Origin of the sequence: Nicoliella lavandulae (assembly GCF_037546185.1) — a bacterium.
Classification (GTDB): domain Bacteria; phylum Bacillota; class Bacilli; order Lactobacillales; family Lactobacillaceae; genus Nicoliella; species Nicoliella lavandulae.
In genome coordinates this window covers 56,377-80,669 of sequence record NZ_JAWMWH010000001.1, presented here as the reverse complement: position 1 = coordinate 80,669, position 24,293 = coordinate 56,377, and the positions used below count along the sequence as shown (strand labels likewise).

Genomic DNA, 24,293 nt, shown 5'->3' with positions numbered 1-24,293 from the left:
ACATTTCAGTTCATAGAAATAATTAGGAGAGGTGAATAACTTGGCAGGACATTTAGTTAAATATGGAAAACACCGTATTCGTAGAAGTTACGCGCGAATCAAGGAAGTTCTTGATTTACCTAACTTGATTGAAATCCAAACTGATTCATACCAATGGTTCTTGGATGAAGGTTTACGGGAAATGTTTAATGACATTATGCCAATCGACGACTTTAAGGGTAATTTATCCTTAGAATTTGTTGATTATCAATTATTAGAACCAAAGTATACAGTAGAAGAAGCACGTGCGCATGAGGCAAATTATTCAGCTCCATTGCATGTTACGCTTAAGTTAACGAACCATGATACTGGTGAAATCAAGTCCCAAGATGTTTTCTTTGGTGATTTTCCATTGATGACTGACCAAGGTACTTTCATTATTAATGGTGCCGAACGGGTTATCGTTTCCCAATTAGTTCGTTCCCCTGGTGTATTCTTCCACAAGGACATTAATAAGAACGGCCGGACTGTATTCGGTGCTACGATTATTCCTAACCGTGGTGCTTGGATGGAATTCGAAAATGATGCTAAAAATGTATCATATGTACGAATTGACCGGACTCGTAAATTACCAATTACTGAATTAGTCCGGGCACTTGGATTTGGTGAAGACAGCGAAATTAGTGAAATTCTTGGCTCAAATGATAGTTTATCATTAACCTTAGAAAAGGATGTTCACAAGAATGCTGAAGACTCACGAGTTGAAGAAGCATTAAAGGACATCTATGAACGGCTACGGCCAGGTGAACCTAAGACTGCTGATTCTTCAAGAAGTTTGTTAACTGCACGCTTCTTTGATCCAAAGCGTTACGATATGGCACCTGTTGGTCGTTTTAAGACTAACAACAAATTAAAACTTAAAAATAGATTATTAGGTCTTACATTGGCTGAAACATTAGCTGATCCAGATACTGGTGAAATTCTTGCTAAGAAGGATGAAACGATTAGTCGTGAACTATTAGCAAAGCTTACACCATATTTAGACCGTCAAGATTTCAAGGCTTACACGTTTGAACCATCTGATCAAGCGGTTGTAACTGAACCAATGACGATTCAAGTGATTAAGGTTTACTCTAAGAACGACCCAGACCGGGTTGTGCCAATCATTGGAAATGACAACATTCCATTGGACTTTAAGCACATTACTCCTGCTGATATTATTTCATCCATTAACTACTTCTTGAACTTACAAGAAGGAATTGGTGGTCCAGATGATATTGATCACTTGGGTAACCGTCGGATTCGTTCTGTTGGTGAGTTGTTACAAAACCAATTTAGAATTGGTTTGGCACGGATGGAAAGAGTAGTTAGAGAACGGATGTCAATCCAAGATGCTGCTACTGTTACTCCACAACAATTAATTAACATTCGACCAGTAGTTGCTTCTGTGAAAGAATTCTTTGGTTCTTCACAACTTTCCCAATTCATGGATCAAACCAATCCATTGGGTGAATTAACTCATAAACGGCGTCTTTCTGCATTGGGACCTGGTGGGTTAACTCGTGATCGGGCCGGATATGAAGTGCGGGACGTTCACTATACTCACTATGGTCGGATTTGTCCGATTGAAACGCCCGAAGGTCCAAATATCGGGTTGATCAATACACTTTCCAGTTATGCACGAATCAACAAGTATGGATTCGTTGAAACTCCATACCGTCGTGTTTCTTGGAAGGACCACAAGGTTACTGACAAGATTGATTACTTAAGTGCGGACGAAGAAGATAAGTACGTGGTTGCACAAGCAAACTCCCCGCTTAATGATGATGGTTCATTCCAAAATGATACTGTGTTAGCACGGCATCGTTCTGATAACATCGTTGCTAACATTAAAGACGTTGACTACATGGACGTTTCACCAAAACAAGTAGTTTCTGTTGCGACTGCATGTATTCCATTCTTGGAAAATGATGACTCCAACCGTGCTTTAATGGGTGCTAACATGCAACGTCAAGCGGTTCCATTGGTAGATCCACATGCACCACTAGTTGGTACTGGAATGGAATACCGGGCTGCGCATGATTCCGGAGTTGCTTTAATTTGTAAGCATGAAGGAAACGTTGAATATGTTGATTCCCGTGAAGTTCGGGTTCGTCGTGATGATGGTGCGTTAGACACTTACAAGTTGATGAAATTCCAACGTTCCAATGGTGGTAAGAACTACAACCAACGGCCAATCGTTCGGGTTAACGATCATGTTGATGCAAACGAAGTGTTAGCTGATGGTCCATCAATGGAAAATGGTGAATTAGCATTAGGTCAAAACCCAGTCGTTGCCTTCATGACTTGGCAAGGATACAACTTCGAAGATGCCATTGCGATTAATGAACGTTTAATCCGTGATGATGTTTATACTTCAATTCATATCGAAGAATATGAATCAGAAGCTCGTGATACTAAATTAGGACCTGAAGAAATGACCCGTGAAATTCCTAACGTTGGGGAAGATGCACTTAAAAACCTTGACGAAAACGGGGTTGTTAGAATTGGGGCCGAAGTTCATGATGGTGATATTTTAGTTGGTAAGGTTACTCCTAAGGGTGTGACTGAATTATCAGCTGAAGAACGATTACTACACGCAATCTTTGGTGAAAAGGCGCGTGAAGTTCGTGATACTTCACTTAAGGTTCCGCATGGTGCTGGTGGAATTGTTCAAGACATTAAGGTCTTTAGCCGTGAAAATGGTGATGAACTATCCCCAGGTGTTAACCAAATGGTTCGAGTATACATTGCTCAAAAACGTAAGATTCAAGTTGGAGACAAGATGTCTGGACGTCATGGTAACAAGGGGACGGTTTCAATCGTAATTCCTGAAGAAGATATGCCATACTTACCAGATGGAACTCCAATTGATATTATGTTGAGTCCAATGGGTGTGCCTTCACGGATGAACATTGGTCAACTTCTTGAATTGCATTTAGGAATGGCTGCTCGTAAATTAGGTATTCACGTTACAACGCCTGTCTTTGATGGAGCTAGTGATGATGATATTGATGACATTGTTAAGGAAGCTGGAATGGCTCCTGATACGAAGAGTGTCGTTTATGATGGTCGGACTGGTGAACCTTTCGACAAGCGAATTGCCGTTGGGGTTATGCACTACTTGAAGCTTGCTCACATGGTTGATGATAAGATTCATGCTCGTGCAATTGGACCTTACTCATTAGTTACTCAACAACCACTTGGTGGTAAAGCTCAATTTGGGGGTCAACGGTTTGGTGAAATGGAAGTTTGGGCCCTTGAAGCTTATGGTGCTGCTTATACCCTTCAAGAAATCTTAACTTACAAGTCTGATGATGTTGTTGGACGGGTTAAGACTTATGAAGCAATCGTTAAGGGTGAACCAATTCCTAAGCCAGGTGTTCCTGAATCATTCCGGGTTCTAGTTAAAGAATTACAAGCATTAGGGCTTGATATGAAGGTTCTTAACAAGGATCACAAGGAAGTTGAACTTAGAGATATGGACAACGAAGATAACGATGTTGTTAACGTTGACGCTTTGAGTAAGTTAGCTAAAGAACAAGAAGCTAAGAAGAACGCCGAAAAAGCTAGTCAAGAAAATAGTGAAGAATCAAACACTACTAACACAAATTCTAAAGAATAAATAAGGAGGCCGCTCAATTGGTCGATGTTAATAAATTCGAAAGCATGCAAATTGGCCTAGCATCTTCTGATAAAATCCGTAGTTGGTCATATGGTGAAGTTCAAAAACCTGAAACCATTAACTACCGGACTTTGAAGCCCGAAAAAGAAGGTTTGTTCGATGAACGAATCTTTGGGCCTACCAAAGATTGGGAATGTGCTTGTGGTAAGTACAAACGAATTCGTTACCGTGGAATCGTCTGTGACCGCTGTGGAGTTGAAGTTACGCGCTCTAAGGTTAGAAGAGAACGGATGGGTCATATTGAATTGGCCGCACCAGTTACTCATATTTGGTACTTCAAGGGAATTCCAAGTCGAATGGGGCTTGTCTTAGACATGAGCCCACGAGCATTGGAAGAAATTATTTACTTTGCTTCCTATGTTGTTACTGATGCTGGTGACACCCCACTTGAAAACAAGCAATTACTATCAGAACATGATTATCGGGAAAAGAAACTTGAATATGGTTCTCGTTTTAAAGCTGATATCGGTGCTGAAGCTATTAAGACATTGCTTGAAAACGTTGATGTACAACGTGAAACTGATGAATTAAAAGAAGAATTAAAGAAGGCAACTGGTCAAAAGAGAACTCGTGCAGTTCGTCGATTAGACATTTTGGAAGCCTTCCTAACTTCTGAAAATGATTTAGATTGGATGGTAATGGATGCAATTCCAGTTATTCCACCTGATCTTCGTCCAATGGTTCAACTAGAAGGTGGCCGTTTTGCTACTTCTGACTTGAATGATTTATACCGTCGGGTAATTAACCGTAATAACCGGCTTAAGCGTTTATTAGACTTACATGCGCCAGGAATTATCGTTCAAAACGAAAAACGGATGCTTCAAGAAGCCGTTGATGCCTTGATTGATAATGGTCGTCGTGGTCGTCCAGTTGCTGGTCCTGGTAACCGTCCATTGAAGTCACTTTCTCATATGCTTAAGGGTAAGCAAGGTCGTTTCAGACAAAACTTACTTGGAAAACGGGTTGACTACTCTGGTCGTTCTGTTATTGATGTTGGACCATTCCTTAAATTTAACCAAATGGGACTTCCAGTGCCAATGGCAATGGAATTATTCAAACCTTTCATTATGAAAGAATTGGTTAAGCGTGGAATTGCATCAAATATTAAAAATGCCAAGCGCCAAATTGATCGTCAAGAAGATGAAGTGTTCGATGTCTTAGAAGATGTTATTAAAGAACATCCGGTATTACTTAACCGGGCACCTACGCTTCACCGTTTGGGAATTCAAGCCTTTGAACCAGTGTTAGTTAGTGGTAAGTCAATGCGTTTACATCCATTGGCTTGTGAAGCTTACAATGCCGATTTTGATGGTGACCAAATGGCCATTCACGTTCCATTATCTGATGAAGCACAAGCTGAATCACGGATCTTAATGCTTGCTGCCAGTCATATTCTTGCTCCTCGTGATGGAAAACCAATTGTTGCTCCATCTCAAGATATGGTTATTGGTAACTACTACTTGACGATGGAAGAAGCTGGTCGTGAAGGTGAAGGAACAATCTTCAATGATTACAACGAAGCACTTCTTTCATACCAAAACGGAACTACTCATTGGCACACTAGAGTTGGAATTCGGGTTTCTTCAATGCCTGAAAAGCCATTTACCGATGATCAAAAGGATAAGATTTTAGTAACGACGACTGGTAAGATTATTTTTAACCATATCTTACCTAAGGCCTTCACTTACTTGAATGAACCTACTGATACTAACGTTCATGGCCACATTCCAGATCAATACTTCCTAGAACCTGGTGAAAATATTTTTGATCACTTGAAGGATGCACCATTAGTTCCGCCATTTAAGAAGGGCTTCTTGAGTGATGTGATCGCTGAAGTATATAACGAATACAAAGTTACGATTACTTCAAAACTATTGGACCGGATTAAAGATATTGGTTACGACAAGTCCACTAAGTCAGGGTTAACGGTTGGGATTACCGATGTTACTGACTTAAAAGAAAAGTCTGCCGTACTTGAACATGCTCATAAGCAAGTTGATATGGTTACTAAGCAATTCCGTCGTGGTTTAATTACTGACCAAGAACGTTACGAACGGGTTATTCAAATCTGGAGTGACGCTAAGGATGAAATCCAAGAATTGCTAATGAAGAACTTCGATCCACAAAATCCAATCTTTATGATGAGTGATTCTGGGGCTCGTGGTAACATTTCAAACTTTACTCAATTAGCTGGTATGCGTGGATTGATGGCTTCACCTAGTGGAGACATCATGGAACTACCAATTACTTCAAACTTCCGTGAAGGTTTATCTGTCTTGGAAATGTTTATTTCTACCCACGGTGCTCGTAAGGGTATGACTGATACGGCCTTGAAGACTGCCAACTCTGGTTACTTAACTAGACGGCTAGTTGATGTGGCTCAAGATGTTATTATTCGTGAAGATGACTGTGGTACTGATCGTGGATTAGTAGTTAAAGCCATGACACAAGGAAATGAAACTATCGAACCATTGTATGACCGTGTTATTGGTCGGTTTGCAATGAAGACGGTGGTTGATCCTAAGAATGGTGAAGTTATCGTTAACAAGAACGAAATGATTAACGAACCAGAAGCTCAAGCAATTGAAGATGCTGGAATTAAAGAAGTTGAAATTCGTTCTGCATTCACTTGTAATAGTGTTCACGGGGTTTGTGCTAAGTGTTACGGTCGGAACCTAGCAACTGGTGATCCAGTTGAAGTTGGGGAAGCCGTTGGTACTGTTGCTGCTCAATCAATCGGTGAACCTGGGACTCAATTAACCATGCGGAACTTCCATACTGGTGGGGTTGCCGGAAACTCAGATATTACCCAAGGACTTCCTCGGGTTCAAGAAATTGTGGAAGCTAGAAATCCTAAAGGGAAAGCTGAAATTACTGAAGTTACCGGTACAGTTGAAAAAATTGAAGAAAACCCAGCTGAAAGAACTCAAGAAATTACCATTAAGGGTGATACTGATACTAGAACTTACAGTGTTCCTATCAATTCACAACTTCAAGTTGCAGAAGGTGACTTTATCCGCCGTGGTTCCCAATTGAATGATGGTTCAATTGATCCAAAGGAATTAATCAAGGTTAGAGATACTCTTTCAACTGAAGTTTACCTTCTTGGTGAAGTTCAAAAGGTTTACCGGATGCAAGGGGTGGACTTGAGTGATAAGCACGCCGAAATCATGGTTAGACAAATGCTTCGTAAGGTACGAATCATGGATCCTGGTGACACTGAATTGCTTCCTGGTACATTAATGGATATTAATGACTTTAAGGAAAGCAACCGTGATGCTGTTATCACTGGTAAGATTCCTGCTACTGCTCGTCCAGTATTACTTGGAATTACTAAGGCCGCACTTGAAACTAACAGTTTCTTATCTGCTGCTTCATTCCAAGAAACGACTCGAGTATTAACTGATGCCGCAATTCGTGGTAAGAACGATCCATTAGTTGGATTGAAAGAAAATGTTATTATTGGTAAGTTAATTCCTGCTGGTACTGGTATGCACACCTATGGTGATATCAAACCGAAGGAAATTGGCGCTTCAACTACTGACGGAGTTTACTCAATCAGTGAACTTGAAGAAAAGATCAAAAAAGAAGAAGACGCTAAAAATTAATTAACCGTTTAGAAAAGCATCTCCATTAATTTGGAGGTGCTTTTTTTATATCCATAGTAGGCAGCATAAATAACTAATTGCTAGAAATGGAATAAACGGAATTCTATTAACCCTTTTCAATGCGAAGAAAAACAATGCTAAAACGGCTGCAATGATGATTAATATAATGTTTATTTTGAAACCAATAATTAATGATAAGATAAAAATAACATCAATATCACCAGCTCCCATTTTTAAGACGAAGGGGTTTAATAATTGCGTGAGTAAGTATGTGCCAATGATTAAGCTTAGCTGGATGATGTTGCCGTCGTTAAATATAAAATAGTACATTAGATTATTTAAAAACATTACTATAATTACAATGGTTGGGACCATTAATTTTTGATAATCAATAATGGCCAATAACGTCATTAATAACATTGAACTGAATATAAATAAATTCATTGGTTTAAAAATGATAATCATAAAGAGCAAACCAAATATAACTTCATTGATGATGGTAGACTTAGATATTGTGCTGCGACAATACCTACATCGACCGTTTAAAAGTAGATAACTAATAACGGGAACTAAATCGTACCACTTAAGCGTTGTCATGCAGTAATTACAATGTGAACGGGGCATAACAATTGATTCGTTTACATCGCGACGTTGAATTACTAATGTAATAAATGATCCAATTGTGCTACCAATTATAAAATAAAGAATGATTTTCATTTTGATCACCTCAGAATTAAAATACGTAAAAATAAACTAAGTTGATTTATAAAATTCAATTGACACCATAATTGCTGAGTGATAAGATAGTAAACGTGCTTGCTGATATGGAGAACTAGGATTCTCCATGAAATGTACAATTTCGTACGTAAACGGCGGTTCTTTTTTTAGAAATAAAAAAGAACCACCTGGATGTGTGGACTTATATCAAAGTATTAAATTAATGAAAGGAGGAATTTTTAGATGCCTACTATTAACCAATTAGTTCGTAACGGACGTAAATCTAAAAGTTCTAAATCAAAATCCCCTGCTTTAAACCATGGGTACAATAGTTACAAGAAAGTTCAAACCAACAACCCAGCTCCACAAAAACGTGGTGTTGCTACCCGTGTTGGTACTATGACTCCAAAGAAGCCTAACTCTGCTTTACGTAAGTATGCTCGTGTTAGATTATCAAACTTAATCGAAGTTACTGCTTATATTCCAGGTATCGGACACAACCTTCAAGAACATAGTGTTGTTTTAATTCGTGGTGGTCGTGTTAAGGATTTACCTGGGGTACGTTACCACATCGTTCGTGGTGCCTTAGATACTGCCGGTGTTGAAGATCGTCGTCAAAGTCGTTCTAAGTACGGTACTAAGAAGCCTAAGGAATAATCGATTATACTTAAAAACGAGGAGGATATTTAAATGCCAAGAAAAGGACATGTTGCGGATCGAGAAGTTATTCCTGATCCAATTTACAACTCAAAAATGGTTACCAGCTTAATCAACCACTTGATGTTAGATGGTAAGAGAGGAACTGCATCTAAGATTTTATACGGTGCATTCGACTTAATTAAAGAAGAAACTGGTAACGAACCAGTTGAAGTATTCGAAGAAGCTATGAAGAACGTTATGCCTGTACTTGAAGTTAAGGCTCGCCGTGTTGGTGGGGCTAACTACCAAGTTCCTATCGAAGTACGTCCAGGTCGTCGTACTACTTTAGGTCTTCGTTGGATTACTAATTACTCACGTTTACGTGGTGAACACACTATGACTGAACGTTTAGCTCGTGAAATCATGGATGCTGCTAACAATACTGGTGCTTCCGTTAAGAAGCGTGAAGACACTCATAAGATGGCTGAAGCTAACCGTGCCTTTGCACATTACCGTTGGTAATAAGTAGTTTAGTTAATCTTATAATTTGTTATAATAAAAAGTGGCTATTAGTTTATTAACTAGCCACTTTATTTGAAACTGAACTGTTGTCGAGAGGAGAAACATAAACACATGGCTAAAAGAGAATTTCCTTTAGAAAAGACTCGTAATATCGGTATTACTGCCCATATTGATGCTGGTAAGACTACCGCTACTGAACGGATCTTATACTATACTGGAATTACCCACAAAATTGGTGAAACCCATGATGGTGCTTCACAAATGGACTGGATGGAACAAGAACAAGAACGTGGTATTACTATTACTTCCGCTGCTACTACTGCACAATGGAAGGGTTACCGGGTAAACATCATTGATACCCCAGGACACGTGGACTTCACTGCCGAAGTTGAACGTTCTTTACGGGTTCTTGATGGATCAATTACTATCTTGGATGCTGCTGCTGGGGTTGAACCTCAAACTGAAACTGTTTGGCGTCAAGCTTCAGAATACAACGTTCCAAGAATCGTTTTTGCTAACAAGATGGATAAGTTAGGTGCTGACTTTGATATGTCAGTAAAATCCTTACACGAACGTTTGGATGCTAACGCACATGCTATTCAAATGCCAATTGGTGCCGAAGATACTTTCGAAGGTATGGTTGACTTAATTGAAATGAAGGCATACCTTTACGACGAAGACAAGTTAGGTTCAGAATGGGATACTGTTGAAATTCCTGATGATTTAAAAGACGAAGCTCAAAAGCGTCATGATGAATTAATTGAAGCAGTTGCTGATGTTGATGATTCAATCATGGACAAGTACCTTGAAGGTGAAGAAATCACCAAGGCTGAATTAAAGGCTGCTATCCGTAAGGCTACTTTAAATCTTGAATTCTACCCAGTATTAGCTGGTTCTGCATTTAAGAACAAGGGTATCCAAATGATGCTTGATGCTGTTCTTGACTACTTACCATCACCACTTGACGTTCGCCCATACAAGGCAACTGATCCTGATACTGGTGAAGAAGTTGAATTAAAGGCTGATGACAACAAGCCATTCGCTGCCTTAGCATTCAAGATCATGACTGACCCATTCGTTGGACGTTTAACATTTATTCGTGTTTACCGTGGTAGTTTGGAATCAGGTTCATACGTATTGAACGCTACTAAGGATAAACGTGAACGTGTTGGTCGTTTACTACAAATGCATTCTAACCACCGTAAAGAAATCGAAGAAGTATTCTCCGGTGATATCGCTGCTGCTATTGGTTTGAAGAATACTACTACTGGTGATTCTTTAACTGATCCTAAGCACCCATTACACCTTGAATCAATGGAATTCCCAGAACCAGTTATTAGTGTTTCTGTTGAACCTAAGACCAAGGCTGACCAAGATAAGATGAACAATGCTTTACAAAAGCTTGCTGAAGAAGATCCTACTTTCAAGGCTGAAACTAACCCTGAAACTGGTGAAACTATTATCTCCGGAATGGGTGAACTTCACTTGAACATCATTGTTGACCGTATGAAGCGTGAATTCAAGGTTGAAGCAACTATTGGTGCTCCTCAAGTTGCTTACCGTGAAGCATTTACTAAGCCAACTAAGGCTCAAGGTAAGTTCATTCGTCAATCTGGTGGTAAAGGTCAATACGGGGACGTATGGATTGAATTTACTCCTAACGAAACTGGTAAAGGTTTCGAATTCGAAGATGCCATTGTTGGTGGGGTTGTTCCTCGTGAATTTATCCCTTCAGTAGAACAAGGTTTGAAGGAATCAATGGCTAATGGTGTTCTTGCTGGATACCCATTGATTGACCTTAAGGCCAAGTTATACGATGGTAGTTACCATGATGTCGATTCTAGTGAAGCTGCATTTAAGATCGCTGCTTCAATTGCTTTAAGAAATGCTGCTAAGACTGCTGATCCAGTTATTCTTGAACCAATTATGAAGGTTGATATCGTTGTTCCTGAAGAAAACATGGGTGATGTTATGGGTCAAGTAACTTCACGTCGTGGTAATGTTGATGGAATGGAAACTCGTTCAAAGGCTCAATTGATTCATGCTTTTGTTCCTCTATCTGAAATGTTTGGTTACGCAACTACATTGCGTTCAGCTACTCAAGGACGTGGAACATTCTCAATGTCATTTGACCATTACTCTCCAGTTCCAAAGGCTATTCAAGAAGAAATTATTAAGAAAAACGGTGGAAACGCTGAATAATAAAATTTAATATTTTATTTTTAAGAAGAGTTTGCTTTTATTGCAAACTCTTTTTTTATTCGTTAAAATAATTTTAATGTATTTAATTGAGTGCTTTATTTTAAAATAAATTACGCGAAACCCTTGAAACTATAGCGTGAATCGGGTATTATAGTTAAGTACTGATTTTTGAGGGGTTGTTATACCCTAATCACAGGACAGATGATAGCAATGATGTGAGAGATTGCGGCACACCCGGATGCTTTGCCATGATGGTGTGTCGGGAACTTTCACGGAGTTAGTCTTATTTTTAAAATAGACGAAGGAGGGAATACAATGGCAAAACAAAAAATTCGTATTCGATTAAAGGCTTATGAACACCGCATTTTAGATCAATCTGCTGAAAAGATTGTCGCAACGGCTCAAAGAACTGGTGCCAACATTTCTGGTCCAATTCCATTGCCTACTGATCGGACTGTTTACACTCTTTTAGCTTCACCACATAAGTTTAAGAAGGCTCGTGAACAATTCGAAATGTTAACTCACAAACGTTTAATCGATATCTTGAATCCAACACCTAAGACTGTTGATTCATTAATGAAACTTGATCTACCAAGTGGTGTAGATATCGAAATCAAACTATAATTTTTAGAAATACAATAATATCGGAGGTGTACTCATGACCAAAAAAGGAATCTTAGGTAAAAAAGTCGGAATGACTCAAGTATTCAACGAATCTGGCGAATTAATGCCAGTAACTGTTGTTGATGTTACTCCTAACGTTGTTTTGCAAAAGAAGACCATGGAAAATGATGGTTACGAAGCAATTCAAGTTGGTTTCGACGACAAGCGAGCAGTTCGCTCAAACAAACCAGAAAAAGGTCATGCAGCAAAAGCAAAGACTAATCCTAAGCGCTTCATTAAAGAAATTAGAGATGTTGAGCTTGGTGATTACAATGTATCAGATGAAGTAAAGGCAGATGTCTTCCAAGCAGGTGACATCGTTGATGTTACAGGTATCTCAAAGGGTCATGGATACCAAGGTAACATTCATAAAGATGGTCAATCACGTGGACCAGAAACTCATGGTTCTAGATACCACCGTCGTCCTGGTTCATTAGGTTCTATCATTAACCGTGTTGTTAAGGGTATGAAGCTTCCAGGCCGTATGGGTAACAACACTGTTACTATTCAAAACCTTGAAGTCGTAAAGGCTGACACTGAAAACAACGTAATCCTTGTTAAGGGTAACGTTCCTGGTGCTAACAAATCACTATTAGTAATTAGATCTGCTGCTCGTGGATCTAAAAAATAAGAAAGGAGGAACAATAAATGACAAGCGTAGCTTTATACAAACAAGATGGTAGCAAAAATGGAAACATCGACTTAAATGATGCCATTTTTAACATCGAACCAAATGATAGTGTTGTATTTGATACTATTACTATGCAACGCGCATCACAACGCCAAGGTACTCATGCTGTTAAAAACAGAAGTGCCGTTCGCGGTGGTGGTAAGAAGCCATGGCGTCAAAAAGGAACTGGTCGTGCTCGTCAAGGTTCTATCCGTTCACCACAATTCCGTGGAGGTGGAATCGTTTTCGGACCAACTCCTCGTTCATACGCATACCACCTTCCAAAGAAAGTTACTCGTTTAGCTGTTAAATCTGTTCTTTCTGAAAAGGTTGCTAACGATAACTTCGTTGTTGTAGATTCATTAGCATTTAGTGCTCCTAAAACTAAGGAATTCAACAACTTATTAAAGAACTTGGATGCTACTACTAAGACATTAGTTGTTTTAGAAGATGGTAACGAAAACGTTGCTTTATCAGCACGTAACTTAGAAAACGTTACTGTAATTACTGCTAAGAGTGTTAACACTTTAGATGTTGCTCACAGTGACAAAGTTGTTATCACTAAGGCTGCTCTTTCTCAAGTAGAGGAGGTGCTCGCATAATGGAATCACGCGATATCATTTTACGTCCAGTTATCACCGAAGCAACTACTGCTTTGATGGATGACAAACGTTACACATTTGATGTAGACGTACGGGCAACAAAGACTCAAGTTAAGAAGGCAATCCAAGACATCTTTGATGTTAAGGTTGTTAAAGTTAACATTATGAATCTTAAGGGTAAGAAGAAACGCCAAGGATCATTCGTTGGTTACACTAAGAAGCGCCGTAAGGCCATCGTTACTCTATCTGACGATTCAAAAGAAATTCAATTATTTAGCGACAAATAAAATATATAAAATAGGAGGGGAATACTTTGGCACTTAAAAAGTACAAACCAACCAGTAATGGTCGTCGTAATATGACTAGCCTTAACTATAAGGAATCAATTACTGATCAAAAGCCAGAAAAGTCACTTTTGGCTTCTAAAAAGCACCAAGCTGGTCGTAATAACTCAGGCCGCATGACTGTTCGTCATCGTGGTGGTGGTAACAAGAACCAATACCGTATTATCGACTTTAAGCGTAACAAAGATGATGTTATGGCTACTGTAAAGTCAATTCAATACGATCCAAACCGTACTGCTAATATCGCTTTATTAGTATATGCTGACGGTACTAAATCTTACATCCTTGCTCCTAAGGGACTTAAGGTTGGAGATAAGGTTGAATCAGGTGTAAATGCTGATATCAAGACTGGTAATGCATTACCATTAAAGAACATTCCAGTTGGAACTGTTATTCATAATATCGAATTGAAGCCAGGTAAGGGTGGACAATTAGTTCGTTCCGCTGGTACTTCAGCTCAATTATTAGGTAACGATGGAAAGTATTCATTAGTTAAGTTATCATCTGGTGAAGTTCGTATGATTCTTTCTGTTAACCGTGCTACTATTGGTAGTGTTGGTAACGAAGAACACGAATTAGTTAATGTTGGTAAGGCCGGACGTACTCGTTACAAAGGTCAACGTCCACATGTTCGTGGTTCTGTAATGAACCCTAATGATCACCCTCATGGTGGTGGGGAAGGTAAAGCTCCAGTTGGTTACCCATCTCCATTATCACCATGGCACAAGAAGACTGTTGGTAAGAAGACTCGTTCTAAGAACGCTCGTTCCAACAAGATGATTGTTCGTCGTCGTAAAGGTTCAAAGATGTAATTCATGAAAGATGAAATTGTAAGGGAGGTTTTATAATGAGTCGTAGTTTAAAGAAGGGACCATTCGCTGATGCCAGTCTTTTAAAGAAGATTGATGCTCAAAAAGACTCTGAAAAGAAGTCAGTAATTAAGACTTGGTCTCGTCGGTCAACTATTTTCCCAAGCTTCATTGGGTACACGATTGCTGTTTATAACGGGAGAAGACATGTACCAGTTTATGTTCAAGAAGACATGGTAGGACATAAGCTTGGTGAATTCGTACCAACCCGTACTTTCCACGGTCACGCTAAGGGTGACGATAAGAAAACTGTCTAAGCAAGGAGGATTAATAAATGGCTGAACAAGTTACATCAGCAAAAGCTACTGCAAGAACTGTTCGTATTGCCGCTCGTAAGGTCCGCCTTGTAGTTGATCTTATTAGAGGTAAAAGCGTGGCAGAAGCCAGTGCAATTTTGAAGTTTACTCCAAGAGGAGCTTCTCCAGTTGTATCAAAGGTTCTTATGTCAGCTGTAGCAAATGCAGAAAATAATTTTGATTTAGATCGTGAAGACTTAGTTGTAAGTGAAGCTTACGTTAACGAAGGACCAACTTTAAAACGTTTCCGTCCTCGTGCCAAAGGTTCTGCTTCACCAATTAACAAGAGAACTAGTCACATCACTGTCGTAGTAACTGAAAAATAGGAGGTATAACGCGTGGGTCATAAAGTAAATCCAAACGGATTTCGTGTAGGGATCATTCGCGATTGGGAAGCAAAATGGTATGCTGAAAAAGATTTTGCTGCTAATCTTAAAGAAGATCTTCAAATCCGTAAATATATCGCAGAAAGACTTGCTGATGCTTCTGTTTCTACTGTAGAAATTGAACGTGCCGCAAAGCGTGTTAACGTTTCTATCCACACTGCAAAACCTGGTATGGTTATTGGTAAGGGTGGATCTGAAGTTGAAAGTCTTCGTAAACAATTAAATTCATTAACTGGTAAGCGTGTTCACATCAACATCATCGAAATCAAGAAACCTGATTTAGATGCTATCCTTGTTGGTGAAAACATTGCTCGTCAACTAGAAGGTCGTGTTGCATTCCGTCGTGCTATGCGTCAATCAATGCAACGTAGTGTTCGTTCAGGAGCTAAGGGTATTAAGACTCAAGTTGCTGGTCGTTTGAATGGTGCTGATATGGCTCGTATCGAATCATATGCTGAAGGTACTGTTCCATTGCATACTCTACGTGCTGATATTGACTATTCATGGGAAGAAGCACACACTACTTACGGTGCTATCGGTGTTAAGACTTGGATCTACCGTGGTGAAGTTTTACCAGGCCAAGCTGCTGTTAACAATGATATTCCTGCTAACAACAATAACAACCGTCGTAATAACCGCCGTAATAATAATCGTAAAGGAGGGGAATAAGCATGCTAGTACCAAAACGTGTAAAATACCGCCGTCAACACCGTGGTAAACTTCGTGGTCACGCTAAGGGTGGTAAGTCAGTAGCTTTCGGTAGTTACGGTTTACAATCATTAGATTCACATTGGATTACCAATAGACAAATTGAAGCTTGTCGTATTGCTATCACTCGTTACATGAAGCGTGGTGGGAAAGTTTGGATTAAGATTTTCCCTCACAAATCATATACTGAAAAAGGTGTCGGAGTTCGTATGGGTAATGGTAAAGGTGCTCCTGCTGGATGGGTTGCACCCGTTAAACGTGGTAAGGTTTTATTTGAAGTTGGAGAAACTTCTGATGAAGTTGCCAAAGAAGCTTTACGTTTAGCTGCAATGAAGCTTCCTGTACGTACTAAGATTGTTAAAAAGGAAGTAGGTGGCGAATCAAATGAAGGCTAAAGAAATTAATGAATTAACCACTGATCAAATGCACGAAAAAGAACAAGGTTACAAGGAAGAATTGTTTAACCTTCGTTTCCAATTGGCTACCGGACAATTGGAAAATACTGCAAGATTAAAACAAGTTCGTAAGAACATTGCACGTATTAAAACTGCACTTCGTCAAAAAGAATTAAACAAGTAAGAATACGATAAAAGGAGGTTTATACATGAGCGAAGAACGTAATGAACGCAAGGTATACCGTGGTCGTGTTGTTTCTGACAAGATGGACAAAACCATTTCTGTAATTGTTGAAACTACTAAGACTCATTCAACTTACGGTAAGCGAGTTAAGTATTCAAAGAAATACAAGGCACATGATGAAAAGAATGAAGCTAAGATGGGCGACATCGTTGAAATCATGGAAACTCGGCCATTATCAGCTACTAAGCATTTCCGTTTAGTTAAGATTATTAAGAAAGCTGTTATTATCTAATCATTTTATCGTATTCTAATGATCCAACTATGAAGGGAGGATTTTACCGTGATTCAACAAGAAAGTCGTTTGAAAGTTGCTGATAACTCTGGTGCTCGTGAAATTTTAACCATTAAGGTTTTAGGTGGATCAAGCAGAAGATACGCAGGTATCGGTGATATTATTGTTGCTACTGTAAAACAAGCAACACCAGGTGGCGTTGTCAAAAAGGGTGACGTTGTTAAGGCTGTTATCGTTAGAACTAAGTCTGTTTCCCGTCGTAAAGATGGTTCATACATTCGTTTTGATGAAAACGCTGCAGTTATCGTTAATGATGACAAGAGCCCTCGTGGAACTCGTATTTTCGGACCTGTTGCTCGTGAACTACGTGACAGTAACTTCATGAAGATCGTTTCACTAGCTCCTGAAACACTATAATCACTACTAAACGCCAAGGAGGTGCCGTATAATGTTAATTAAAACTGGTGACAAAGTTCGTGTAATCAGTGGAAAAGACAAGGGTAAAGAAGGAACTGTTACTAAGACTATTGCCTCAAAAGATCGCGTAGTAGTTGAAGGTGTTAACATCGTTAAGAAGCATCAAAAAGCTTCTCAAAACAATCCACAAGGTGGAATTAACGATGTTGAAGCACCAATTCATGTTTCTAATGTTATGATTATTGACCCTTCTAACAATGAACCAACTAAGATTGGTATCAGAGAAGATAACGGAAAGAAAGTTCGTTACTCAAAGAAGACTAACTACTCATTAGATTAATATTTGACGAAGGGAGGATATCACTTTTATGCCAAGTCGCTTACAAGATAAATACACTAATGAAATTTCAAAATCATTAGTTGACAAATTTAACTACTCATCAATCATGCAAGCACCTAAGCTTGATAAGATTGTTTTAAACATGGGTGTTGGTGACGCTGTTACCAACGCTAAGAACTTAGATGAAGCCGTAGCAGAATTAGCATTGATCTCTGGTCAAAAGCCTTTAGTTACAAAGGCTAAGAAATCAATTGCCGGATTCAGATTACGTGAAGGTATGTCAATTGGTGCTAAGGTTACCTTACGTGGCCAACGGATGTACGAATTCTTAGATAAATTAATCAATGTTTCACTTCCACGTGTTCGTGATTTCCATGGTGTTAGCAAGAAGTCATTTGATGGTCGTGGAAACTACACTTTAGGTGTTCGTGAACAATTAATTTTCCCAGAAATTAACTACGATAACGTTAACCGTGTTCGTGGTTTAGATATCGTTATTGTTACAACTGCTAATAGTGACGAAGAATCAAAAGAACTATTAACTCAATTTGGAATGCCATTCACTAAATAGTGAATATATAGGGAGGCTTTATATTGGCTAGAAAAGCATTAGTTTTAAAAGCAAATCGTCCTGCAAAGTTCTCAACTCAAAACTACACAAGATGTGAACGCTGTGGACGTCCTCACTCTGTTTACAGAAAATTCCATTTATGCCGTATTTGTATCCGTGATTTAGCCCACAAGGGTCAAATTCCTGGTATGAAGAAAGCTAGCTGGTAAAAATAAAATAAAGGGAGGCTTATCGTTTATGTCTATGACAGATCCAATTGCAGACTTATTAACTCGTGTTCGTAACGCCAACATGGCTCGTCACGAATCAGTTGAAGCTCCTGCATCAAAAATTAAACGTGCCATCGCTGAAATCCTTAAGCGCGAAGGTTTTGTTCGCGATGTTGAATACATCGAAGATGACAAACAAGGCGTTATCCGTATTTTCTTAAAGTATGGTAAGGATAAGGATGGTCGTAATAATCGTCGTGTTATTACTGGTTTGAAGCGTATTTCCAAGCCTGGTTTACGTTCATATGTTGACTCACGATCTGTTCCTAAGGTTTTAAATGGTTTAGGAATTGCGATTATTTCAACATCAGAAGGTGTTATTACCGATAAAGAAGCTCGTGCCAAGAAGATTGGTGGAGAAGTATTAGCTTACGTTTGGTAAAATTTTTTAAAGTATTGGAGGTGTAATTTTGAGTCGTATTGGTTATAAAAAGGTTGAATTACCTGAAAAGGTTGAATTCAGTCAAGAAGATGACAAGTTAACTGTTAAGGGTCCTAAGGGTACATTATCTACTACTCTTTCACCAATGATCGGTATTAAAGTTGAAGACAACATTGTAACTTTTGAACCTAAGGTTCGTTACACTGATAAGGTACGTGCTATGCACGGTACTATGCGTGCTAACTTTAATAACCTTGTTGAAGGGGTTTCTAATGGTTTCAAGAAGACCTTAAAACTTGTTGGGGTTGGATACCGTACTCAATTAAAGGGTAAGACTTTAATTCTTAATGTTGGTTACTCAAACCCAGTTGAAATGGAAGTACCTGAAGATCTAGAACTTCAAGTACCTGACAATACAACTATTAACATCAGTGGAATTAACAAACAACACGTTGGTGATTTTGCTGCTAAGATTCGTGCCGTACGTTCACCTGAACCATACAAAGGTAAGGGTATCCGTTACGAAGACGAATATGTTCGTCGTAAGGAAGGTAAAACTGGTAAGTAATATTATTATTACTTATTATTTTTGCTAATAATTAAAAATTAGAGGTGACTATTTTGATTTCTAAACCAGATAAAAACAAGACACGTCAACGTCGTCATTTACGTGTCCGTAATAAGATTTCTGGTACTGCCGAGTGCCCACGCTTGAACGTTTTCCGTTCTAACAAAAACATCTACGCTCAAATTATTGATGATGTAGAGGGTGTGACGCTTGCTAGTGCCTCAACTCTCGATAGTGAAGTTAGTGGTGGTAACAAGACTGACCAAGCTAAGATCGTGGGTAAATTAGTTGCAGAACGTGCAGCTAAGAAGAACGTTAAAAATGTTGTATTTGATCGTGGTGGATATCTATACCATGGCCGTGTTCAAGCCTTGGCAGATGCTGCTCGTGAAAATGGACTAGAATTCTAATAAAGGAGGAATTGACAACACATGGCTAAAAAAATTCGTCCGAACCAAATTGATGCAAGCAAGTTAGAACTTGAAGATAATGTTGTTGCTATTAATCGGATTACCAAAGTTGTTAAAGGTGGACGTCGTCTACGTTTCGCTGCTTTAGTTATTGTTGGTGACAGAAATGGACACGTTGGTTTCGGTACTGGTAAAGCTCAAGAAGTTCCAGAAGCTATTCGTAAAGCCGTTGATGATGCTCGTAAGAACTTAATCGAAGTACCAATCGTTGGAACTACTATTCCACACGAAGTTGTTGGTGTTTACGGTGGTGGAAAGATCATGTTGAAGCCAGCCGTTGAAGGTTCTGGAGTTGCCGCTGGTGGTGCTGTTCGTGCCGTTATGGAATTGGCTGGAGTCGATGATGTTACTAGTAAGCGTCTAGGTTCAGATACACCAATTAACTCTGTTCGTGCAACTTTTGAAGGATTAATTTCATTGAAGAGTGCAGAAGAAGTTTCTGCTTTACGTGGTGTTTCTGCTCAACACTTAGCAGAATAAGGAGGAGTTTAAAGATGGCTCAATTAAAAATTACTTTAGCTCACAGTGCAACGCACCGTCTCCCAAAACAACGTAAAATCGTTGAATCACTTGGCCTTCACCGTATCAACAGTACGGTTGTTAAGCCAGATAACGAAGCCGTTCGTGGTGCTTTATTCAAAATCGCACATTTAGTTAAAGTTGAACAAGTTAAGTAATTTATCTATTTAATAAGGAGGTGTACTTTTAATGAAGTTAAATGAATTAAAAGCTGCTGAAGGTTCACGTTCATCAAGATCAAGAATTGGTCGTGGTCGCGGAAGTAAAGGTAAGACTGCTGGTCGTGGACAAAAAGGTCAAAAAGCTCGTAGCAAGACTCGTTTAGGTTTTGAAGGTGGGCAAATGCCTCTTTACCGTCAAATGCCAAAACGTGGTTTCTCTAACATTAACCGTAAGGAATATGCAGTTGTTAACTTATCATCATTAAACACATTTGATGATGGTGCAGAAGTTACTCCTGATTCCCTTGCAGATGCTGGTTTAGTTAAGAACGTTAAGTTCGGAATTAAGATTCTTGGCGAAGGCGATTTAACTAAAAAATTGACTGTTAAGGCTAACAAGTTCTCTAAGTCAGCCCAATCAGCAATTGAAAATGCCGGCGGTAAAATTGAGGTGATCTAATGCTATCAACCTTAACGAACGCTTTTAAGATAAAGGATATTAGAAATAAGATTCTATTTACTTTAGGAGTCCTGATTGTATTTAGACTTGGTTCATTTATTACTGTACCTGGTATAAACGCTAAGGCACTTCAAAGCGTTTCATCTTCTGGATTGGTTAGCATTTTAAACACCTTTAGTGGTGGTGGATTAACAAACTACTCCATCTTCGCTATGGGTGTTTCACCGTATATTACTGCTCAAATCGTGGTTCAACTTCTCCAAATGGATATCGTTCCCAAGTTTGTGGAATGGGGTAAACAAGGTGAAGTTGGTCGGCGTAAATTAAATCAGGTTACTAGAATTATGACCGTTGTACTTGCATTTATTCAATCAGTTGGTATCACGGCTGGGTTTAATACTTTAAGTAGTTTGAACTTAGTTAAGAACCCTGGAGTTGGAACTTATGTAAGTATCGGTATTATTCTAACCGGTGGTTCAATGTTAACAACCTGGATGGGAGACATGATTACTGATCGAGGAATTGGTCAAGGTGTTTCCATGATTATCTTTGCAGGTATTGTTGCAAGAATTCCAGTTGGAATCCAACAACTATATACTGATTATATTGTGGGTGAAAGTGGATCTGGTTTATGGCAAGGAATCGCTTTCTTAGCTGCAATCCTTGTCGCTGTTTTAATTATTGTTACTTTCGTTACCTGGGTTCAACAAGCTGAACGAAGAATCCCTATTCAATATACAAGACGGGTTTCTAGTTCAAGTGATAGTAGTTATCTACCATTGAAGGTTAACGTTGCTGGTGTTATTCCAGTTATCTTTGCTAGTTCGTTTATTTCGACTCCGCAAACGATTTTAATTTATTTTGCGAATAATCATGCAAACGACACTTGGTATCAGATAATGTCACAAATTTTTAATATGCAGTCAATTTATGGCTCAATATTATATACTTTGTTGATTGTTGTCTTTACTTTCTTCTATGCTTTCGTTCAGGTCAATCCAGAAAAACTTGCTGAGAATTTACAAAAGCAAGGTAGTTATATTCCTGGAGTTTGGCCAGGTAATGAAACTCAAACTTATGTTTCTAAATTATTAATGCGTTTAAGTACAGTTGGTTCTGTTTTCTTAGGAATTGTTGCTTTAATTCCACTTATTGCTCAAAACGTTTGGAATTTGAGTGAGTCAGTTGGACTCGGTGGTACTAGTTTACTAATCGTTGTCGGTGTTGCAATTGAAGCAATTAGACAAATTAAGGGATTAATGATGAAGCGTGAATACGTCGGATTTATTAAAAACCCAAGACCTACTGATTTGTAAAATTAAAGGGGATATCGATTATGTCAATGAATCTTATTTTAATGGGATTACCTGGTGCTGGTAAAGGTACGCAAGCTAAATATATTGTAGACCGTTATGGAATTCCTCACATTTCAACTGGTGACATTTTCCGAGCTGCAATTAAAGATCAAACTCCTATGGGAGTTGAAGCTAAAAAGTACATCGATAAAGGTGATTTAGTTCCTGATGATGTTACATCTGGAATTGTTAAAGATCGTTTATCAGAAGATGATACTAATAAGGGATACATGTTAGATGGATTCCCTCGTACCTTACAACAAGCAAATAATTTAGAAGAAATCACAAGTGATCTTAATAAACCTTTGGATGCAGTAATTAACATTGATGTTAATCCTGATACATTGGTTGAAAGATTGTCTGGACGTTTTATTTGTAAGAATTGTGGTGCTACTTATCATAAGCTTTACAAAATGCCTAAGGTAAAAAACACTTGTGATGTTTGTGGCGGACATGAATTTTATCAACGTAGTGATGACAAACCTGAAACAGTTAAGAATCGTTTAGATGTTAACATTAAGATGAATACACCATTAATTGATTTTTACAAGAGTAAAAATATTTTATTCACTGTTGATGGTAATCAATCAATTGAAGATGTTACTAAAGATATTGTAAAAATTCTTGATCAATTTACGGTATAGTCTCTCATGGTATCAATTTATTGTTGATATAAATTGTTCAGTTCCGTTTTGTGTGCTAAACTATCCTATGTATATAGGCTTGAGAGTTTAGTGTGTCTTTTATGTGCACTAATAAAAATCTATAAATTTTTTAGGAGGATTTTTCTTTGTCTAAAGATAATGTCATTGAAGTTGAAGGTAAAGTTCTTGAAACTTTACCTAATGCAATGTTTCGTGTTGAATTAGAAAACGGTCATGATATCTTGGCTCATGTCTCTGGTAAAATTCGGATGCACTATATTCGAATCTTGCCTGGTGACAAGGTTACTGTGGAATTATCTCCATATGATTTAACCAAGGGTCGAATTACTTACCGTTTTAAGTAATTTTTGTTTGTTTAGGAGGCAATTAGAATGAAAGTACGTCCATCAGTAAAACCAATGTGTGAAAATTGTAAAGTTATCAGACGTAAAGGCCGTGTTATGGTTATTTGTACTAACCCTAAGCACAAACAACGTCAAGGTAAGTAATTATATTATATAAATAGGAGGTGGATTTAATGGCTCGTATCGCTGGAATTGATTTACCACGTGATAAACGTATCGTAATCGGTTTAACTTACATTTTTGGTATCGGTAAGTCAAGATCACAAGAAATTCTTTCAAAGGCTAACGTTTCTGAAGATATTCGTGTTCGTGACTTAACTCCTGACCAAGAAGATAAGATTCGTGAAGTTGTTGACAATTACAAAATTGAAGGTGACTTACGTCGTGAAGTAAGTATGAACATCAAGTTATTACAAGAAATTGGTTCATATCGTGGAATGCGTCACCGTCGTGGTTTACCTGTTAGAGGTCAACACACTAAGAACAATGCTCGTACTCGTAAGGGTAAAAAGGGTACTAAGTAAAAATATCTTTAAAAGGAGGTAAATAATTCTCATGGCAACTAAGAAAAGAAATACACGTAAGCGTCGTGTAAAGAAAAATATTGAATCTGGTGTTGCACATATTCACTCAACATTCAATAACACTTTAGTAATGATCACTGATGTTCAAGGTAATGCAATTGCTTGGTCTTCAGCTGGTGCTTTAGGTTTCCGTGGAAGCCGTAAGTCAACTCCATTTGCTGCTCAAATGGCTGCTGAAGCTGCTGCAAAGACTTCAATGGAACATGGTATGAAGACTGTTGAAGTAGCTGTTAAGGGTCCTGGTTCAGGTCGTGAATCAGCTATTCGTGCTCTTCAATCAACTGGTTTGGAAGTTTCAGCTATTCGTGATGTAACTCCAGTTCCTCATAACGGATCTCGTCCTCCAAAGCGTCGTCGGGTTTAAGGTTATATGTCCGTTATTTGGTTA

General features: G+C 38.6%; 33 protein-coding genes. 32 read left to right on the top strand and 1 reads right to left on the bottom strand.

Features of this window, described 5'->3' with window-relative positions; genetic code table 11:
• Positions 1-31: 31 nt before the first annotated feature.
• Complete coding sequence (rpoB, locus tag R4146_RS00435; protein ID WP_339959508.1) at positions 32-3,643, top strand: DNA-directed RNA polymerase subunit beta; 3,612 nt, start codon at positions 32-34, stop codon at positions 3,641-3,643.
• A gap of 17 nt (positions 3,644-3,660) precedes the next feature.
• Positions 3,661-7,311, top strand: coding sequence for a DNA-directed RNA polymerase subunit beta' (rpoC, locus tag R4146_RS00430; protein WP_339959507.1), 3,651 nt, complete (start codon positions 3,661-3,663; stop codon positions 7,309-7,311).
• A 45-nt stretch (positions 7,312-7,356) separates the two neighbouring features.
• Here the strand turns inward: rpoC and R4146_RS08895 are convergent, their stop codons facing one another.
• Positions 7,357-8,028, bottom strand: a complete 672-nt coding sequence (locus R4146_RS08895) for a prepilin peptidase (protein WP_373695321.1) — start codon at positions 8,026-8,028, stop codon at positions 7,357-7,359.
• A 243-nt stretch (positions 8,029-8,271) separates the two neighbouring features.
• Here R4146_RS08895 and rpsL point away from each other — a divergent pair, with 243 nt between their 5' ends.
• The 30 genes from rpsL to rpsK all read left to right on the top strand — a co-directional run bounded on the left by rpsL (position 8,272) and on the right by rpsK (position 24,269).
• Entirely contained in the window at positions 8,272-8,685 is a 414-nt protein-coding gene (gene rpsL, locus R4146_RS00425; RefSeq protein ID WP_339959506.1) for a 30S ribosomal protein S12, read from the top strand.
• A gap of 33 nt (positions 8,686-8,718) precedes the next feature.
• Positions 8,719-9,189, top strand: coding sequence for a 30S ribosomal protein S7 (gene rpsG / locus R4146_RS00420; RefSeq protein ID WP_339959505.1), 471 nt, complete (start codon positions 8,719-8,721; stop codon positions 9,187-9,189).
• A 111-nt stretch (positions 9,190-9,300) separates the two neighbouring features.
• Positions 9,301-11,391, top strand: coding sequence for an elongation factor G (gene fusA / locus R4146_RS00415; protein ID WP_339959504.1), 2,091 nt, complete (start codon positions 9,301-9,303; stop codon positions 11,389-11,391).
• A 315-nt stretch (positions 11,392-11,706) separates the two neighbouring features.
• A complete protein-coding gene (gene rpsJ / locus R4146_RS00410) occupies positions 11,707-12,015 on the top strand; it encodes a 30S ribosomal protein S10 (RefSeq protein ID WP_339959503.1) in 309 nt (102 codons plus the stop codon).
• Positions 12,016-12,049: 34 nt separating this feature from the next.
• A complete protein-coding gene (gene rplC / locus R4146_RS00405) occupies positions 12,050-12,685 on the top strand; it encodes a 50S ribosomal protein L3 (protein WP_339959502.1) in 636 nt (211 codons plus the stop codon).
• 17 nt (positions 12,686-12,702) lie between these two features.
• The gene (gene rplD / locus R4146_RS00400; RefSeq protein WP_339959501.1) at positions 12,703-13,326 is read left to right on the top strand and encodes a 50S ribosomal protein L4; all 624 of its coding nucleotides are present in this window, start codon (positions 12,703-12,705) and stop codon (positions 13,324-13,326) included.
• Complete coding sequence (rplW, locus tag R4146_RS00395) at positions 13,326-13,613, top strand: 50S ribosomal protein L23 (protein ID WP_339959500.1); 288 nt, start codon at positions 13,326-13,328, stop codon at positions 13,611-13,613. The genes rplD and rplW overlap by 1 nt, the downstream gene beginning before the upstream one ends.
• Before the next feature lie 26 nt (positions 13,614-13,639).
• On the top strand, positions 13,640-14,482 hold the full coding sequence (gene rplB / locus R4146_RS00390) for a 50S ribosomal protein L2 (RefSeq protein WP_339959499.1): 843 nt from the start codon (positions 13,640-13,642) through the stop codon (positions 14,480-14,482).
• A 35-nt stretch (positions 14,483-14,517) separates the two neighbouring features.
• Positions 14,518-14,796, top strand: a complete 279-nt coding sequence (rpsS, locus tag R4146_RS00385; protein ID WP_219054201.1) for a 30S ribosomal protein S19 — start codon at positions 14,518-14,520, stop codon at positions 14,794-14,796.
• A gap of 17 nt (positions 14,797-14,813) precedes the next feature.
• On the top strand, positions 14,814-15,161 hold the full coding sequence (gene rplV / locus R4146_RS00380) for a 50S ribosomal protein L22 (protein WP_339959498.1): 348 nt from the start codon (positions 14,814-14,816) through the stop codon (positions 15,159-15,161).
• A gap of 12 nt (positions 15,162-15,173) precedes the next feature.
• Positions 15,174-15,890, top strand: coding sequence for a 30S ribosomal protein S3 (gene rpsC, locus R4146_RS00375; protein ID WP_339959497.1), 717 nt, complete (start codon positions 15,174-15,176; stop codon positions 15,888-15,890).
• A 2-nt stretch (positions 15,891-15,892) separates the two neighbouring features.
• Positions 15,893-16,324, top strand: a complete 432-nt coding sequence (gene rplP / locus R4146_RS00370; RefSeq protein ID WP_339959496.1) for a 50S ribosomal protein L16 — start codon at positions 15,893-15,895, stop codon at positions 16,322-16,324.
• Positions 16,314-16,508: a 50S ribosomal protein L29 gene (gene rpmC, locus R4146_RS00365; RefSeq protein WP_219054205.1), complete on the top strand. Its 195-nt coding sequence runs from the start codon at positions 16,314-16,316 to the stop codon at positions 16,506-16,508. Before rplP ends, rpmC begins: the two co-directional genes overlap by 11 nt.
• Before the next feature lie 25 nt (positions 16,509-16,533).
• Positions 16,534-16,800 carry a 30S ribosomal protein S17 gene (gene rpsQ, locus R4146_RS00360; protein WP_339959495.1) on the top strand — a complete coding sequence of 89 codons (267 nt, stop codon included), beginning with the start codon at positions 16,534-16,536 and terminating at the stop codon, positions 16,798-16,800.
• A 48-nt stretch (positions 16,801-16,848) separates the two neighbouring features.
• On the top strand, positions 16,849-17,217 hold the full coding sequence (gene rplN / locus R4146_RS00355) for a 50S ribosomal protein L14 (protein WP_339959493.1): 369 nt from the start codon (positions 16,849-16,851) through the stop codon (positions 17,215-17,217).
• Between the two features lie 31 nt (positions 17,218-17,248).
• Positions 17,249-17,557 carry a 50S ribosomal protein L24 gene (gene rplX, locus R4146_RS00350; protein ID WP_339959492.1) on the top strand — a complete coding sequence of 103 codons (309 nt, stop codon included), beginning with the start codon at positions 17,249-17,251 and terminating at the stop codon, positions 17,555-17,557.
• Positions 17,558-17,585: 28 nt separating this feature from the next.
• Positions 17,586-18,128: a 50S ribosomal protein L5 gene (gene rplE / locus R4146_RS00345; RefSeq protein ID WP_339959491.1), complete on the top strand. Its 543-nt coding sequence runs from the start codon at positions 17,586-17,588 to the stop codon at positions 18,126-18,128.
• Positions 18,129-18,151: 23 nt separating this feature from the next.
• Positions 18,152-18,337 carry a type Z 30S ribosomal protein S14 gene (locus tag R4146_RS00340; protein WP_339959490.1) on the top strand — a complete coding sequence of 62 codons (186 nt, stop codon included), beginning with the start codon at positions 18,152-18,154 and terminating at the stop codon, positions 18,335-18,337.
• 28 nt (positions 18,338-18,365) lie between these two features.
• Complete coding sequence (rpsH, locus tag R4146_RS00335; protein WP_339959489.1) at positions 18,366-18,779, top strand: 30S ribosomal protein S8; 414 nt, start codon at positions 18,366-18,368, stop codon at positions 18,777-18,779.
• A 28-nt stretch (positions 18,780-18,807) separates the two neighbouring features.
• Positions 18,808-19,347, top strand: a complete 540-nt coding sequence (gene rplF, locus R4146_RS00330) for a 50S ribosomal protein L6 (RefSeq protein ID WP_339959488.1) — start codon at positions 18,808-18,810, stop codon at positions 19,345-19,347.
• Between the two features lie 53 nt (positions 19,348-19,400).
• Positions 19,401-19,757 (top strand): 50S ribosomal protein L18, encoded by a 357-nt coding sequence (rplR, locus tag R4146_RS00325; RefSeq protein ID WP_339959487.1) that lies wholly within the window; start codon positions 19,401-19,403, stop codon positions 19,755-19,757.
• Positions 19,758-19,778: 21 nt separating this feature from the next.
• The gene (gene rpsE / locus R4146_RS00320) at positions 19,779-20,297 is read left to right on the top strand and encodes a 30S ribosomal protein S5 (protein WP_339959486.1); all 519 of its coding nucleotides are present in this window, start codon (positions 19,779-19,781) and stop codon (positions 20,295-20,297) included.
• A gap of 14 nt (positions 20,298-20,311) precedes the next feature.
• Entirely contained in the window at positions 20,312-20,494 is a 183-nt protein-coding gene (gene rpmD, locus R4146_RS00315; RefSeq protein ID WP_339959485.1) for a 50S ribosomal protein L30, read from the top strand.
• Positions 20,495-20,525: 31 nt separating this feature from the next.
• Positions 20,526-20,957 carry a 50S ribosomal protein L15 gene (rplO, locus tag R4146_RS00310; protein WP_339959484.1) on the top strand — a complete coding sequence of 144 codons (432 nt, stop codon included), beginning with the start codon at positions 20,526-20,528 and terminating at the stop codon, positions 20,955-20,957.
• Positions 20,957-22,273 carry a preprotein translocase subunit SecY gene (gene secY / locus R4146_RS00305; RefSeq protein WP_339959483.1) on the top strand — a complete coding sequence of 439 codons (1,317 nt, stop codon included), beginning with the start codon at positions 20,957-20,959 and terminating at the stop codon, positions 22,271-22,273. Before rplO ends, secY begins: the two co-directional genes overlap by 1 nt.
• A 26-nt stretch (positions 22,274-22,299) precedes the next feature.
• Positions 22,300-22,956 carry an adenylate kinase gene (locus R4146_RS00300; RefSeq protein WP_339959482.1) on the top strand — a complete coding sequence of 219 codons (657 nt, stop codon included), beginning with the start codon at positions 22,300-22,302 and terminating at the stop codon, positions 22,954-22,956.
• Between the two features lie 146 nt (positions 22,957-23,102).
• Positions 23,103-23,321 carry a translation initiation factor IF-1 gene (infA, locus tag R4146_RS00295; protein ID WP_219054219.1) on the top strand — a complete coding sequence of 73 codons (219 nt, stop codon included), beginning with the start codon at positions 23,103-23,105 and terminating at the stop codon, positions 23,319-23,321.
• Positions 23,322-23,348: 27 nt separating this feature from the next.
• Complete coding sequence (rpmJ, locus tag R4146_RS00290) at positions 23,349-23,465, top strand: 50S ribosomal protein L36 (protein WP_219054220.1); 117 nt, start codon at positions 23,349-23,351, stop codon at positions 23,463-23,465.
• Between the two features lie 29 nt (positions 23,466-23,494).
• Complete coding sequence (gene rpsM / locus R4146_RS00285; RefSeq protein ID WP_339959481.1) at positions 23,495-23,845, top strand: 30S ribosomal protein S13; 351 nt, start codon at positions 23,495-23,497, stop codon at positions 23,843-23,845.
• Between the two features lie 31 nt (positions 23,846-23,876).
• Positions 23,877-24,269: a 30S ribosomal protein S11 gene (gene rpsK, locus R4146_RS00280; protein ID WP_219054222.1), complete on the top strand. Its 393-nt coding sequence runs from the start codon at positions 23,877-23,879 to the stop codon at positions 24,267-24,269.
• Positions 24,270-24,293 lie beyond the last annotated feature (24 nt).

What these genes read in the sequence shown, in the direction of transcription:
- rplE (WP_339959491.1), top strand. Translation starts at nt 17,586, where the DNA reads ATGCCAAGTCGCTTACAAGATAAATACACTAATGAAATTTCAAAATCA.
- rpsS (WP_219054201.1), top strand. Translation starts at nt 14,518, where the DNA reads ATGAGTCGTAGTTTAAAGAAGGGACCATTCGCTGATGCCAGTCTTTTA.
- rplD (WP_339959501.1), top strand. Translation starts at nt 12,703, where the DNA reads ATGACAAGCGTAGCTTTATACAAACAAGATGGTAGCAAAAATGGAAAC.
- secY (WP_339959483.1), top strand. Translation starts at nt 20,957, where the DNA reads ATGCTATCAACCTTAACGAACGCTTTTAAGATAAAGGATATTAGAAAT.
- rplP (WP_339959496.1), top strand. Translation starts at nt 15,893, where the DNA reads ATGCTAGTACCAAAACGTGTAAAATACCGCCGTCAACACCGTGGTAAA.
- rplX (WP_339959492.1), top strand. Translation starts at nt 17,249, where the DNA reads ATGTTAATTAAAACTGGTGACAAAGTTCGTGTAATCAGTGGAAAAGAC.
- R4146_RS08895 (WP_373695321.1), bottom strand. Translation starts at nt 8,028, where the DNA reads ATGAAAATCATTCTTTATTTTATAATTGGTAGCACAATTGGATCATTT.
- rpsJ (WP_339959503.1), top strand. Translation starts at nt 11,707, where the DNA reads ATGGCAAAACAAAAAATTCGTATTCGATTAAAGGCTTATGAACACCGC.
- rpsL (WP_339959506.1), top strand. Translation starts at nt 8,272, where the DNA reads ATGCCTACTATTAACCAATTAGTTCGTAACGGACGTAAATCTAAAAGT.
- rplW (WP_339959500.1), top strand. Translation starts at nt 13,326, where the DNA reads ATGGAATCACGCGATATCATTTTACGTCCAGTTATCACCGAAGCAACT.
- rpsE (WP_339959486.1), top strand. Translation starts at nt 19,779, where the DNA reads ATGGCTAAAAAAATTCGTCCGAACCAAATTGATGCAAGCAAGTTAGAA.
- fusA (WP_339959504.1), top strand. Translation starts at nt 9,301, where the DNA reads ATGGCTAAAAGAGAATTTCCTTTAGAAAAGACTCGTAATATCGGTATT.
- R4146_RS00300 (WP_339959482.1), top strand. Translation starts at nt 22,300, where the DNA reads ATGAATCTTATTTTAATGGGATTACCTGGTGCTGGTAAAGGTACGCAA.
- rplV (WP_339959498.1), top strand. Translation starts at nt 14,814, where the DNA reads ATGGCTGAACAAGTTACATCAGCAAAAGCTACTGCAAGAACTGTTCGT.
- rpsG (WP_339959505.1), top strand. Translation starts at nt 8,719, where the DNA reads ATGCCAAGAAAAGGACATGTTGCGGATCGAGAAGTTATTCCTGATCCA.
- rpsK (WP_219054222.1), top strand. Translation starts at nt 23,877, where the DNA reads ATGGCAACTAAGAAAAGAAATACACGTAAGCGTCGTGTAAAGAAAAAT.
- rpmD (WP_339959485.1), top strand. Translation starts at nt 20,312, where the DNA reads ATGGCTCAATTAAAAATTACTTTAGCTCACAGTGCAACGCACCGTCTC.
- rpsM (WP_339959481.1), top strand. Translation starts at nt 23,495, where the DNA reads ATGGCTCGTATCGCTGGAATTGATTTACCACGTGATAAACGTATCGTA.
- rpsQ (WP_339959495.1), top strand. Translation starts at nt 16,534, where the DNA reads ATGAGCGAAGAACGTAATGAACGCAAGGTATACCGTGGTCGTGTTGTT.
- rpmC (WP_219054205.1), top strand. Translation starts at nt 16,314, where the DNA reads ATGAAGGCTAAAGAAATTAATGAATTAACCACTGATCAAATGCACGAA.
- rpmJ (WP_219054220.1), top strand. Translation starts at nt 23,349, where the DNA reads ATGAAAGTACGTCCATCAGTAAAACCAATGTGTGAAAATTGTAAAGTT.
- rplO (WP_339959484.1), top strand. Translation starts at nt 20,526, where the DNA reads ATGAAGTTAAATGAATTAAAAGCTGCTGAAGGTTCACGTTCATCAAGA.
- rpsH (WP_339959489.1), top strand. Translation starts at nt 18,366, where the DNA reads ATGTCTATGACAGATCCAATTGCAGACTTATTAACTCGTGTTCGTAAC.
- rplC (WP_339959502.1), top strand. Translation starts at nt 12,050, where the DNA reads ATGACCAAAAAAGGAATCTTAGGTAAAAAAGTCGGAATGACTCAAGTA.